The sequence below is a fragment of the Aerococcus sp. HMSC062A02 genome, from assembly GCF_001809535.1.
Lineage (GTDB): Bacteria > Bacillota > Bacilli > Lactobacillales > Aerococcaceae > Aerococcus.
In genome coordinates this window covers 241,478-254,963 of the sequence record NZ_KV797910.1, presented here as the reverse complement: position 1 = coordinate 254,963, position 13,486 = coordinate 241,478, and the positions used below count along the sequence as shown (strand labels likewise).

Annotated in this window: 13 protein-coding genes; 3 read left to right on the top strand and 10 right to left on the bottom strand. The window is 40.8% G+C overall.

The window, feature by feature from the left end; genetic code table 11:
- Positions 1–355: 355 nt before the first annotated feature.
- From HMPREF2626_RS02100 to grdB, 3 genes are read left to right on the top strand one after another with little or no spacing between them, the layout of a single operon-like run.
- Complete coding sequence (locus HMPREF2626_RS02100; RefSeq protein ID WP_070616998.1) at positions 356–754, top strand: GrdX family protein; 399 nt, start codon at positions 356–358, stop codon at positions 752–754.
- Positions 755–781: 27 nt separating this feature from the next.
- A complete protein-coding gene (locus HMPREF2626_RS02095) occupies positions 782–2,068 on the top strand; it encodes a glycine/sarcosine/betaine reductase component B subunit (protein ID WP_070616997.1) in 1,287 nt (428 codons plus the stop codon).
- 29 nt (positions 2,069–2,097) lie between these two features.
- A complete protein-coding gene (gene grdB / locus HMPREF2626_RS02090; RefSeq protein ID WP_083294292.1) occupies positions 2,098–3,390 on the top strand; it encodes a glycine reductase complex selenoprotein B in 1,293 nt (430 codons plus the stop codon).
- Positions 3,391–3,476: 86 nt separating this feature from the next.
- Here grdB and HMPREF2626_RS02085 read toward each other — a convergent pair whose 3' ends face one another.
- The 10 genes from HMPREF2626_RS02085 to HMPREF2626_RS10370 form a co-directional block, all read right to left on the bottom strand.
- A complete protein-coding gene (locus HMPREF2626_RS02085) occupies positions 3,477–4,145 on the bottom strand; it encodes a Crp/Fnr family transcriptional regulator (protein ID WP_070616995.1) in 669 nt (222 codons plus the stop codon).
- Between the two features lie 143 nt (positions 4,146–4,288).
- On the bottom strand, positions 4,289–5,578 hold the full coding sequence (locus HMPREF2626_RS02080; protein ID WP_083294291.1) for a glycine/betaine/sarcosine/D-proline family reductase selenoprotein B: 1,290 nt from the start codon (positions 5,576–5,578) through the stop codon (positions 4,289–4,291).
- A gap of 14 nt (positions 5,579–5,592) precedes the next feature.
- On the bottom strand, positions 5,593–6,876 hold the full coding sequence (locus HMPREF2626_RS02075; RefSeq protein ID WP_070616993.1) for a glycine/sarcosine/betaine reductase component B subunit: 1,284 nt from the start codon (positions 6,874–6,876) through the stop codon (positions 5,593–5,595).
- Positions 6,877–6,904: 28 nt separating this feature from the next.
- Complete coding sequence (locus HMPREF2626_RS02070) at positions 6,905–7,252, bottom strand: GrdX family protein (RefSeq protein ID WP_070616992.1); 348 nt, start codon at positions 7,250–7,252, stop codon at positions 6,905–6,907.
- A gap of 20 nt (positions 7,253–7,272) precedes the next feature.
- Entirely contained in the window at positions 7,273–8,673 is a 1,401-nt protein-coding gene (gene hydA, locus HMPREF2626_RS02065) for a dihydropyrimidinase (protein WP_070616991.1), read from the bottom strand.
- Positions 8,674–8,789: 116 nt separating this feature from the next.
- Positions 8,790–9,533, bottom strand: a complete 744-nt coding sequence (locus tag HMPREF2626_RS02060) for an isochorismatase family protein (protein WP_070431744.1) — start codon at positions 9,531–9,533, stop codon at positions 8,790–8,792.
- 207 nt (positions 9,534–9,740) lie between these two features.
- Positions 9,741–10,355 carry a DUF3841 domain-containing protein gene (locus HMPREF2626_RS02055; protein ID WP_070616990.1) on the bottom strand — a complete coding sequence of 205 codons (615 nt, stop codon included), beginning with the start codon at positions 10,353–10,355 and terminating at the stop codon, positions 9,741–9,743.
- A gap of 8 nt (positions 10,356–10,363) precedes the next feature.
- On the bottom strand, positions 10,364–10,984 hold the full coding sequence (locus tag HMPREF2626_RS02050) for a DUF3841 domain-containing protein (protein ID WP_070616989.1): 621 nt from the start codon (positions 10,982–10,984) through the stop codon (positions 10,364–10,366).
- A 12-nt stretch (positions 10,985–10,996) separates the two neighbouring features.
- Complete coding sequence (locus tag HMPREF2626_RS02045) at positions 10,997–12,142, bottom strand: aminotransferase class V-fold PLP-dependent enzyme (RefSeq protein ID WP_070616988.1); 1,146 nt, start codon at positions 12,140–12,142, stop codon at positions 10,997–10,999.
- Positions 12,143–12,240: 98 nt separating this feature from the next.
- Positions 12,241–13,428 carry a cobalamin-independent methionine synthase II family protein gene (locus HMPREF2626_RS10370; RefSeq protein WP_284878554.1) on the bottom strand — a complete coding sequence of 396 codons (1,188 nt, stop codon included), beginning with the start codon at positions 13,426–13,428 and terminating at the stop codon, positions 12,241–12,243.
- Between the last annotated feature and the right edge of the window lie 58 nt (positions 13,429–13,486).

Sequence of the window (13,486 nt, the reverse complement as noted above, 5' to 3'; positions counted from 1 at the left end):
CTTTTTGTGATTCTTTTAATAAATTTTCGATACTTTTTTAACTGGCAAAAACCTTTTTTAGTAAGGGGTTTCTTTATTATCTCATCTTCAATTTAAATGCTTTTATATGATAAAGCGATTGAATAATATTTATTTCGTGTTACAATAACTATGTGAATGATTATGTTTGCGCATAATCGCGATTTATTAAAGAAATTTTATAACTCACCTATAAAATTTTCATGGAGGTTTAATCATGAACGAAAATAGTTATCTAAAGCGTCGTGCACGTTGACCAGATTTGTGAACAAGTTTGTTAGCGTTTTTTCTACCTTTCAATTCTTGAAGGGCTAAATTTAAATTTTGAGAGGTATATATGCAAATTATTACAAACAATCCACAAGTCAAAGAAAAGATCTCTGCTCCTTCATTAAGGTTACGTTTTGTCGATGGCGAATATCGTGATGTTTTGGAGAAAGCTAGGGAGGTAGTCGTTGACGAGAAGGTTTCCTTACTAACTCATCCCCTAAGCAGCAGTTTGAAACCCAATGAAACCTTTTATAAGTCAATCGCCCTAACTGATAAAGCGAAAGCAGCTATCGATCTAGAAAGTCTTGAAATGATGGAAAATGCTATTTCAGTATATGATAAATTTTCTGCACAAGAAAACAGACCTGCCTGGAATGAAGCAACACTCAGAGACTTTAGCTTAATTGACTTTGATCTGATTCAACATGCACTTGAGCGGATGCAAATTCCGCCACATTTTATGTAACTTTTAACATAATTGAGAGGTGAGTTTATGAAATTAGAATTTGGAGAAATTCAAATTAAGGATGTCGTATTAACTAACGAATCCAAAATTGAAGATTCTGTTCTATCTATTAATGAGCAAGAAGTCAAAGACTTAGTGCTTGAAGACGACCGCTTCGAATCGGTTGAAATTGAAATCGCCAAACCAGGTGAATCTGTTCGTATTACTCCTGTTAAGGACGTTATCGAACCCCGTGCTAAGGTTGATTCTAAAGCTGGCGTTTTCCCAGGTGTTATTAACCGAGTTGATACTGTAGGGGAAGGTAAAACAGTTGCCCTTAAAGGCTGTGAAGTTATGACAGCCGGGAAACTGGTTCGTTTCCAAGAAGGTATCGTTGATATGAGTGGTCCTGGCGCAGAATTAACACCATTCTCTAAAAATATTAATATTGTTTTAGTGGCTCAACCTGTTGAAGGCATTGAAACCCATGCCCATGAAGAAGCCCTGCGTTTAGCTGGCTTAAAAGTAGCGAACTATTTAGGCCAATTAGGGACGGAACTTGAAGCTGATAATGTTGAAGTCTATGAAACAAAACCAATCTTTGAACAGGCCAATGAATATCCTGACCTACCAAAAGTTGGCTACGTTTATATGCTACAAACTCAAGGTTTACTCCATGATACCTACGTTTATGGTACCGACGCTAAGCATATTGTCCCTACCATTCTCTACCCTACTGAAATCATGGACGGCGCGATTATTTCAGGTAACTGTGTATCTGCATGTGACAAGAATACAACTTACCACCACTTAAATAATCCAATTATTAAAGACTTGTATGCTCGCCACGGTAAAGATATCAACTTCATGGGTGTTATCATCACCAACGAAGCGGTTTACCTTGCTGACAAGCAACGTTCTAGCGATTTCACAGCTAAATTAGCGAAGTTCTTGGGCTTAGATGGCGCTATCGTATCTCAAGAAGGTTTCGGGAACCCTGATACAGACTTGATTATGAACTGTACGAAGCTTGAAAAAGCTGGTGTTAAGACTGTTATCGTAACCGATGAGTATGCCGGACGCGATGGATCTTCTCAATCCTTAGCAGATGCGGATCCACTAGCAAACGCTGCTGTTACAGGTGGGAATGCCAACGAAGTCATTACCCTACCTGCAATGGATCGCATCATTGGAACGACAGAATATGTTGACATTATCGCTGGTGGTGCAGAAGGTAGCTTGAAAGAAAACGGTGAAATCACTGTTGAAATTCAAGCGATCACTGGGGCAACCAATGAGTTAGGCTTTAATAAACAATCTGCTCGTTTTGTATAATTTAATAAGGAATCAAAGGAGGTTTATAAATGACTAAACGTGTTGTTCACTACATCAACCAGTTCTATGCTGGGATTGGTGGTGAAGAGAAAGCAGACACTAAACCCTTTAAAGAAGATGGTCCTAAAGGTCCCGGTCTTGGTCTAAATGGTCCTTTAGAAGATGCCGAAATCGTCGGCACTGTTGTCTGTGGTGACTCTTACTTTAATGAAAATATCGATACCGCTTTACCAGAAGTTCTAGAGATGATTAAATCTTATGAACCAGATCTCGTGATTGCAGGTCCTGCCTTCAATGCTGGACGTTATGGGATGGCCGCTGGTGCAGTCGCTAGTGAAGTCATTACTGAGCTAGGCATTCCTGCAGTAACTGGTATGTACGAAGAAAACCCAGGGAAAGAAATGTACAGCAAGACAGCTTATATTGTGCCAACAGGTAATTCAGCTGCCTCAATGCGTAAAGCAATTCCTGCCATTTCTGGACTGGTTAATAAAATATTAGCTGGGGAAGATGTGACACCAGATAAAGACGGTTACTTCCCTCGCCACCGTCAAAACTATCAAGCAGAAGAACGCGGCTCTTTACGTGCTGTCAATATGCTGATTAAGAAATTAAATGGCGAAGAATTTACTACCGAATATCCAATGCCAGAATTTGATAATGTGGATCCAGCTCCTGCCCTCAAGGACCTTAAGAATGCAACCATCGCCCTCGTAACATCCGGTGGTGTTGTACCAGAAGGCAACCCTGACCACATCGAATCATCTTCCGCATCTAAATTTGGCGCTTACAATATCGAAGGCGTTAAAAACTTTAAAGACGGTTACGAATCTGCCCACGGTGGTTATGATACAACTTACGCAGATGAAGACGCTGACCGTGTGTTACCGCTCGATATCTTGCGTGAAAAAGAAGAAGCGGGCGAAATTGGTAAAGTCTACAATACCTTCTTCACGACAGTTGGGAACGGTACTGCAGTAGCTAGCGCTCGCCAATACGGTGAAGAAATCGCTAACCAATTGAAAGAGGATGGCGTTGATGCCGTTATCCTCACCTCCACCTGAGGTACCTGCACGCGTTGCGGAGCAACGATGTATAAAGAAATTGAACGCGCTGGTATTCCAATCGTTCATATGTGTACTGTTACACCTATTTCTCAAACCGTTGGGGCGAACCGGATTGTACCTACAATCGCTATTCCTCACCCACTCGGTAACCCAGAATTAAGTCCAGAAGACGAACATAAACTTCGCTTAAACTTAGTTAACAAAGCTCTAGATGCTCTACAAACTGACATCAGCGAACAAACAATTTTTGAATAAATGTTCTTAATAAGACTAGCTTAAATCAAGCCTGATCATACGCACAAAAACGACTCGGTTTCGAGTCGTTTTTTAATGGCCTATTTTTAAGCGTTTTCTAAAATCCTATTTAAAGCCGACCGGTCATTTATGTGAATACGACGACCATAGATTGAAATTATTCCATTATTGGTCAAACGTTTTAACTCTTGATTTAAAGAAGACCGATTCACCAAAAGTATATCTGAAAAGAGTTCCTGAGTTCCTGGTATCCTAAAATTATCTCTCTGGTCACTCGAAGTTAGGAGCCAGAAAGCCAAACGTTGGGATACTTTAGGATAGCTAGCTGTTTGAATGACTTTCTTGTTTTTTAAACAATATTTAGAAACAAATACCAATACATTTGACATAAGTTTTGGATCAGCATCAATACAGGCCTTTAGCTCCTCAACAGGTAAACAATATACTTGAGCCTGTTTATGGCAATAAATATTATAAGGGTAAGTTGTTGCTCCCCCATAGATCAAATATAAGGGAAAAGCGTCATAGCCGAAGTAATATGACGATACAATTTCCTTACCATTCATTAAATATTCATTTGTTTTAAGACATCCCGATGCAATGACATAGATATATTGAATCGGATCACCCAAAAAATTAACTCGCTCACCTACTTTAAAATTTTTTACTCTGATATTCATTGCATTAATTAGGTCAACACTTTCCTTACTAACATTTTGAAATAGTGAAAAATTTGCTAATTCCTTATAGTACATCCTCACACCTCTAAACCCATTTTAAAAGTAATGTTTTATAAATGATAAGTTTATTTTATCATTTAAAAGCTGAATTATTATTATAAATAGATTTTTTAAAAATAAATTTAAATAAGGGAAGAGTCAGACTCTCCCCCTCTAAGTTATTCTTTCTTAAAAACAGTCGGTGAGGCGACATCAGTTGATAGCGCACGAATCGCCCGATCTACTAATTCATCTCTAAGGCTCGCTTCTCTGTCATCTAATTCAGGATTGCCCACAGGATAAGGAATGGCTATAGTTGGTACAATTCTATTAGCACCAACAGACTCCGAAATAGTAGTAATCGTTGCCATATGCACTATAGGAATTCCAAAACGTTCAATTTCTTTAACAATCGTTGCACCGCAACGCGTACAGGTCCCTCAGGTAGAAGTTAGGATGACGCCGTCTACTTTTGCATCTGAAAGTTCTTGACCGATCTCTCGACCAAATTTCTCAGAATTTCCGACAGAAGTCCCTGTCCCTGTTGTTGAGTAAAAATACTTGTAGATATCTCCGATAGTCCCCTTCTCTTTTAGGCGATACAGTTCATCTAAAGGTGCAATACGGTCGGCCTTATCATTCGCATAAACTGGGTCAAAGCCCCCATGAACAGTAATAAATTTACCTGCAAGCTGAGTTAAATTTGAGACATCATATTTTACCCATTTCTGAGCAGAAGCGGATTGCAAGTGGTCAGGGTTACCCTCAGGAACAATTCCCCCTGTTGTGACCAGAGCAATTGTCGCATGCGGCATATCTGTAATTGGACTTGCTGCTTGGACATAATCGAATTCTGGCATGGGAAGCTCAGTTTCATAGCTTTCGTTATGCAGACGTTTTAAGAGCATTTCGCTAGCTCGCTCAGCTCCTGTTTGATTAGAAAAGACCGTCAAACGACGCCCCTGCATCATAAAGCCATCTTCTTCTGCTAAAATTTCTTTACCAGCCAAGATTTTAGTTGCTAGCTCAACCATAGCAGGTAAAGCCTTACGCATCGATGCCGCTGAATCACCAGTGGGAACGATATAGGCATGGCTACGGCATTGTGCTACGGCTGGATTTTCATGGTACATCCCAGTAAGAACCGTCGTTTTATCTTTTAGGGTATTCGCAACACCTGCACAAGCCATCCCATAACGCCCTGCATTAAAAGCAGGACCAGCGACCACTAAATCTGGCTGGAGCTCATTATAGCTCTCCATAATAAATTGTTGGGCAAGTTCTAAATTTTCATTGAAGTAATTATCCCCACAAATAATAGTATGGGTCACTTCTCCTTCTTCTAATTGCTGGGAAAAAGCCATAGCTGGTCCAATGGCACCTTCAACTAAACGCGGTTCTATATCAGCTTGATCTTCGCCCCCAATTTGACCAAAGAACTGGTTTAAATAATAGAGTACTTTTTTCATTATTAGCCTCCTCCCTAGTGTAATTCGACAGTAAGATTATGGTAACCGATTTCAGATGTAGCTCCAATTACCGCATTTAGCTCACAACTAATATTTCCTGCCTCATCTAAGCTACCTTCCCAACCTCCTGAGAGATTGGCAATTGCTTTAGCATCTCCTAAAACCTCTTCAGCAGCTTCCAAATGGATAAGGTGAGAAACGTTTCCAGTTGAAATCACTGCCTTAGCTTCTTCTTTAGCATCTGCTAGAGGCTGAGAATCACCATCCCAACCTGAGCACTCATCCGTAATCAAAACTGTTTTAATTCCTGAATTCTCTAATCCTTCGGCAATCATTACTAAATCCGAATCAGGATTTCCATAGCCTTCCTCAGAGACAATGACGCCATCCAGACCAAGCAACTGGCATAACTTCACGGTATAGTCAGCTGTTCTAAACTTGCCGTCCAGAATGGTTAATTCTGGCACAAGAATTGAACTAACAAAAACTAAATCTTTGCCATGGCGTTTAAGTAATTCTAAGATAACGGAATTATTTTGGTGTTGGTAGGTCGTTATCTTATCGCAAGCTGCCACACAGTTCCCCGATATAACCGCTCCATCCAACTCTTCCAATGGGTTCAGCAGAGTGGGTAGAATTTGCTTAGCATCCACTCCATAAATATAACCATCATGAAGGAGTCCCTGAGCAATTAACATCTCCACATAGGCAACCCGTGGTAAATTAGGATATTTTTCCAAACTAGTTTTCACATCTTCAATCTCAAAAGACTCACTTGAGTTTGGACTAATGCCTTCTAAAGCAGCTCCCAAATATTCACTCGCCTTAAGCCCAACTAACCGGCAAGCTTTTTCATGTTCGTGTGGTTCAAGGCCTTCTTCCGGCTCAATGTTAACAACGACATTCAATGTTTGTGAGAATGGTGTCCACTTAGCTCCCTCGCCCCACATATCAATAATTCCCTCTTGGAAGCCAACAATATCCCCCACAGTAACGACTGCTACATTCTGCATTTTTTTGGTGCTTCCCTGACCTAATTGTTCAATTTCTCCAGTTACCCCAGGAAATTGATTCCCCCGTCCAATTCTCAAACGAGGTTCAATCACATCCTTGACAGGAATTAAACGCTTCTTTTCACCGGGCCGAGCCAAGACAATTTGAATCGCTTTGACCTGGTCAATCGCCATTAATTCAGCTATCATTTCATCTCGATTAATATAGAGCTGGTCGTCTTTGATCTCTGTTTTTTTGCCAAAATCAATTTTTTTAATAACAACATTTTGTAATTCAAGTTTCATCTTCACACCTCTTTATAGAATGTCCGGCCTAAAGGTCAGCTAAGGCTGCCATCAAAAGTTCCTGGTCAAGTCGCTGGTAGTCGGTTAAATTTTTAAAGTCAGCTTGTCTTTCTCCCAGAGTCCTTTGATAAAGATCCATTGATTGTTCAATGATCTCATAGCTCTTATCGTGACTCACATCAGCTAAGATAACGGATCGTACAGGAGATAGCATCATCCGTAGAGAAGCCGGCAAGGGATGTGTCAGAGGACGCCAACCAATATGAATCAGATTGCGTACTTCAATTAATACATCCCAAAAGCCACCTTCTACAAAATGCAAATAATCAACACGCTTTAATAAGCTTTCATTATTGGATACAATGATATATTTCACGGATTGCAACTCCTAACTTGCTATTCTCCTTTATGGTATTTATCATAGCAGACAGTATAAGCTTTAGGGCGGATATACCTACCTTGCCCTTTCTCACCAACTAGCTCCCCTCTTTCAGCCATTAATTGACCTCTAAGATAAACTTTGTCGGCAATTCCTTTTTGTTCAAAACCTTCAAAGGTGTTATAGTCAGTACCTTCGTAGCTATTTTCTACTGAAATTTTACCTTTATAGCTTGGGTCCCAAATGAGAATATCAGCATCAGAGCCAGGAAGTAAAGCCCCCTTCTGAGGGTATATTCCACATAGTTTGGCCGGATTTTCCATACAAAGACGTACAAAATCTTGTTTTGAAATTCGTCCTTTTTCGACGCCTTGTGTCCATACCATGTGAAGACGGTCTTGCATACCAGGAACGCCATTGGGAATCTTTGTAAAATCATCGATTCCACGTTTTTTAGCTTGCTCAAAGCCCCCAACAACGGCAGCATGGTCAGAACCAATACTCATTAGGGTGTCTTCTTCTAAAGCTCTCCAAACAGCCTCAATATGCTCTTTTGGCCGAATTGCAGGGCCGCATACCCACTTAGCCCCTTCAAAATTTTCTTTTTCAAGGTAAGACGTATCAATAGCTAGGTAATGGGTGCAAGTTTCGCCATAAACTGCTTGCCCTTCATCTTGAGCTCGTTTGATATTGGCACAAGCACCTGCTGTTGTATTATGAACGATAAAGACTGGACAATCAGCCAACTTAGCGAGATAAATTAAGCGCTGAACGGCTTCATCTTCAACAGTTGGTGGTGAAGAGAGATAATGTCCAATCGGTTTAGTTACGCCTTCTTCAACTAATTCCTCTTTCAAGACCTCAATCATATCCCCGTTTTCACAGTGGACCCAAGGTGTAATCCCATAATCCTTACAAATTTGCATGGCTTTAAAGATCAAATCATCTTCTACATGGAAAGGCGTCCCATTATAAGCCATAAAGAATTTAAGGTTAACGATACCATTCTCAACCATCTTAGGAATTTCGTCTAATAGCGCCTCGCTAGTATCCATCACCATCCCATGGAATGAGAAATCGGGAGAAGCTATACCCTGAGCTTTTTCATCTTTATGACGGTGGAAAGAGTTAATCACTGTCTCTCCTTTATCTTGGGGGGCAAAATCAACGATTGTTGTCGTGCCTCCCACTAAGGCCGCATGAGAAGTTTCAAAACCATAAGTATCAAAAGGCCCCATATGGACATGCTCATCAACTCCACCAGGGAAAATATATTTGCCCGTCGCATCAACCAACTCATGGTCTGCTTCATCTATATTATTAGCAATCATTTTAATTTTTTCATCTTCAATGAGAATGTCTGCTTGGTATTCAGCTACCGAGGAAACAATCGTTCCATTTTTGATTAGTAAAGCCATGTTCTGCCTCTCTTTCTTTGAAATTATAGATAAACAAAACCCGCAAGTTTGCCTTCAGGGCCTTACGGGTTAATATGTTAAGGCACAGCCCCTAGTGCTATGCAATTTGTCTTAATTTAATCATTAGCACGTTCATGCTTAGTATAAACGCTAGGATCAATGCCTTCTAAATATTTAACGACTTCATCAACTTCCCAAACATCAGCAAATTTAGCCTCCATGTCAAAGAGGTTCCATTCAATAACTCCAGGTACACGGTCGCCAACTGTGCCACGAGGAATTAATGTTTTATAGCCATAACCTGTTGAATCCATTACGGTGTGGCGTACACAGGCACATGCTGTTGCTCCCATTACGATCAAAGTGTCTACTCCTAAGAAATTCAAGGTTTGATTTAAATGGGTGCCGAAGAAATTAGAAGCATATTTCTTATGAATAACTGGTTCTTCTGGCTGAGGATCTAATTTAGGATCAATAGCCATCCAGTAATCATCATGAATATCTAAGGTGTGCATAGGAATCTTTTCATCCCAACGTGGTAGGTCCCATTGCTGTTCACCCCAATAGCCAGTCGTTGTATGAAAGATTGGAATGCCTGCTTTACGCCCAGCATTTAATACTTTTAGTGCTTCAGCACAGACTTCTTCAGAGTGATCACAAGTGAAGGGGTGGCCTTCTGTCATCCAAGCTCTAGCCATGTCAACTGTTGTGATGGCTGGTGCCTTACCGACACCCATTTCACGCATGAAACCACGTTCTTTATAAATCTTACGTGCTTCTTCAAAGGCTTCTTTTAAACCTGCTTCATCGAAGCCATACTCATCAACATATTTGTAATCTGGATTTTGTTTCTCAGTCATTAGTTTTCCTCCTAATAAAATCAAAAGCTGATATCACAGCATTACGAAAGCGCCTCCGAGAAGTAAACACTTGGGCAAGGCTAAAATCAAATATAGCGCTTACATTTTTCCTAATGTTTTCCTCTACACTTATATTTAACCATACCTTTGCTTAATAAAATGTTAGTAGTCTAACATTTTACTGTTTTATTTTAAATATTTACTCATTTAATAGCTATCTTCTATATCCTTAACGATTTCAAAAAATGAGTCTCCTGGATACACAATATGCTGAATCCACTCCTCTTTAATTTGCCAAATATTTCCTTCGATAATCGCTGGATCTTTCGTTTCTAAATCAAATATTCTCGACCAGCTGTTCTTAATCTCATGTTTGATCTCTTCATACATGCCATCATATTTTCTCTGGAATAAGTTGACAATGTTTTGGATGCCTAAAGCTTCTAATTTTTGGTTGAAAGTTCGGGCATCTGCTTCATTTTTAGGACAATACTGATAATTTAGAACATAGTCCCATTTTAGACTATCAAAGAATATAATTTCTTCTCGGGGAACTTGGAGGCAGTAAACAAGTTCACCCTGAACAGGACGCTTACAATAATGCTTATTAGCTGTACACCAGATTGGGTAATCAACACCCTGAGGACGGGATACAAATTTTTCCGCCATCTCAACAAAGCAGCGATAACGTTCAGAAAAATGATCGGCATCCACACCCATATGAAGTCTGACATAAATCTCTTTATTGCGCACAGCCCCTGTCCGTTTTAGTTCCTGCAAAGATTTTTCATTCTGTCGGGTATAAAGAGCAATTGTTTGCATAAAGCACCTCACTGTCCAAAAGCATCTAATTTACCCTGGGTCTTTTGAACGAAGTCTTCCCCTGGATAGATAATGTCTTCAATCCACTCTTGTCGAATCTCCCAAAGATTAGCCTGGACCCTAAAGCGAGACGGCTCCTCAATGTCAAATATTCTTGGCCAAGAGGCGCGAATTTTCTCTTCAAGATCAGGATAAAAGCCGGCATATTTACCCTTTATAATATTATAGGCGGATGGCAGGCCTCGGGCTTGTAGCTCTTGCTTAAAAGCAGACTTATCTAGCTCATCACTTGGAATATACAAATAGTTCAAAACATAGTCCCATTTTTGCCCATCAAAAAAAATAACTTGATCCTTGGGCACCCTTAGGCAATAGAGCAATTCCCCTTTAATCGGCAGCCGGGCGGTATCCTTACTTATAGCACACCAAATCGGGTATTCCACCCCTTCTGGTCTAGGGATTCGCTCTTCTGCCATCGCAACAAAGCTGCGATATCTTTCAGCAAAATAATCAGCATCTGGCCCCATGTGCAAACGAACGTAGATGCTTTTGTTTCGAATAGATCCTGTGCGCTCTAATTCATAGAGCGAATTTTCATGTTGCCGGGTATATAATCGGATATATTCCATGTTGAAAACCTCCTATTCAGGACGATAACGGTCAACTAAAATTTTAAGTGCTGTGATGGCTTGGTCTACTTCTTCTTTGCTTGTAAAGTAGCCAAAGCTAAAGCGCACAGCCCCTTGGTCAGCTGTCCCCAACGCTTGGTGCATAAGCGGAGCACAGTGCCCTCCTGAACGTACGGCAATATCAAAGTCTTCTTCTAAGTCTTCAGCAATTTCTGAAGAATCGATATCCCAGACATTAAGCGCAAGAACCGGTGCCCGATCAGCTGTAAAGTCGCCGTAAATATGGAGGCCTTCTATATCTTGTAAATTTTGATAAAAATACTGGATTAAAGATACTTCTCTCTCATGAATATTTGTTACCCCTTGATCAAGAATATACTCAACTGCTGCACTCAGACCCGCTAGACCGTGACCATTTTGCGTCCCAGCTTCAAGGGCTTCAGGCATACGTTGAGGTTGATAATGGTTGTAGGTATCGATCCCTGTTCCCCCTGCCTTGAGTGGACGAATATTGAGACCTGGACGCACATAGAGACCTCCTGTTCCCTGGGGCCCAAGCAAACTCTTGTGCCCAGTAAAACAAAGCACATCCACTTGGGCTGCCTGGACATCTATAGGGATGGCCCCCAGGCTTTGGGAAGCATCTACGACAAAATACAAGCCATGTTCATGAGCAATCTGCCCTAAATCCTCAATAGGATTCAAGTTTCCAGTGAGATTAGAGGCATGGGTAAGAACAAGGCCTTTGGTATTCGAACGTATGTAAGAGGGCAAGTCCTCGATAACCAGGCGTCCTTTGTCATCACACGGTAGCAAGCTCAGTTCCAAGCCCTGGTCTTTTAAAGAATAGAGAGGACGAAGCACCGAATTGTGTTCCATCACTGAACTAATCACATGGTCACCCGGCCGAAAAAGCCCGCGAATGGCCGTATTCAATGCTTCAGTTGAATTTAAAGCAAAAGCAATCTGCTGAGGCGACTCCCCATGCATCAATTGGTTTAACTGACTCCGACAATTAAATAAAGTACGTGAACCTTGAAGCGACTCTTCGTTCGCTCCACGACCAGCATTTCCTAAGTGATGCATGGCATCCACTACCGCTTCAATGACACAAACAGGTTTTTGGATACTGGTAGCCGCATTATCTAAATAAATCATAGCTTTCCCTCATTTCTAAAAAATGGCTAAAGTCCTTCCCTAATTCCTATTAGAAAGCCTTTAGCCATTGGATTCAATTTTATCTTTACTTCTTCTAACTAAGCGTATTTGTCCCTTAATAGCTGACTTGCTTGAGAAAGAGCTCGCATCTTCTTGGCGATCACCCGGTCCTGATTCATTGGGCGATTGGAGAAGGTAGCAAAACCACAATCAGGGTTTAGCCAAATACGATCAACAGGTAAATAAGCTAAGGCTTCTTCAACACGTGCCACAATACTATCGATACTTTCAATCTCATCCGTTCTTGGATTGACCACACCAAGCCCTAGCATGACATGGTCAGCTAAGTGTTCGTTCCGGAAAAGGTCTTTTAATTCCCCAGCTCTTGGCGTTGAAAATTCTAAAGTCAACATGTCAGGAGCCACTGCTTCAAAAAAGTCAGATAAGGGAGCATAAGAGCCTTCTAATAAACCCGCTTCATCGCGTGTATAATTCCCCCGGCAGACATGCAACATGCTTAAGCTTTGGCTAGGTCGAATAAGGTCTAAAACAGGTTTGATTAAGGACTGGGCAAATTTTAATTCTTCGTCAAACTTGACTTTCTCTGACAAGACCCCTCAGTAAAAGCCCCGCTTCATGTCCTCAGACAAAACAACTTCTGCAAGAATCGGGTCATCTATTTGAATAACTTCAATACCCATAGCAAGCAAACGCTTGGTCTCATTAAGAATAAGGGTTAAAACATCCTGACCTAAGTCTTCACGACTGGCATAAGCCTTGTCTGAAACCCCTTCTAACCACAATGACCGAGTTAACAAATAGGGACTAGGTAGGGTGGCTTTCAAGGGATGATTAGTCATTTGTCTTAAGGCTAGCATTTCATCCGTATCTAACTTAACATCTGTGTCTATTTTGCCTGTACAGATTGGGTTGTTCATTCCTGTATTATGAACATCTCTTTCTTCTAAGCTGCTTTGTAATTGGTCCTTATCATCTTCATTCGTTAAGGCCATAACTTCCTCAACAGACATCAACTCAATGCCAGGGACCTTATCTGCGACAAAAGAGATATAATTATCCCGTGCTAATTCCCCATTAGTAATCACATCAATCCCAGCAGCCTCTTGGGCTCTAACTAACTTTTCTGTTTCTTGGTTGACTAAAGCAGAATAATCTTCATCAGATAAATTTTTCTGACGATAAGTTTGGCTTGCCTCCAACAACTCTTCACTACGCGGCCAGGAGCCCATCAGTGAAGTGGAAAAAGGCTTAAATTTTCCTTTCATGCTTAATAACTCCTCTTTTCAAAGTATTCGTTATACTATAGTCAGGATAGCATTAGCT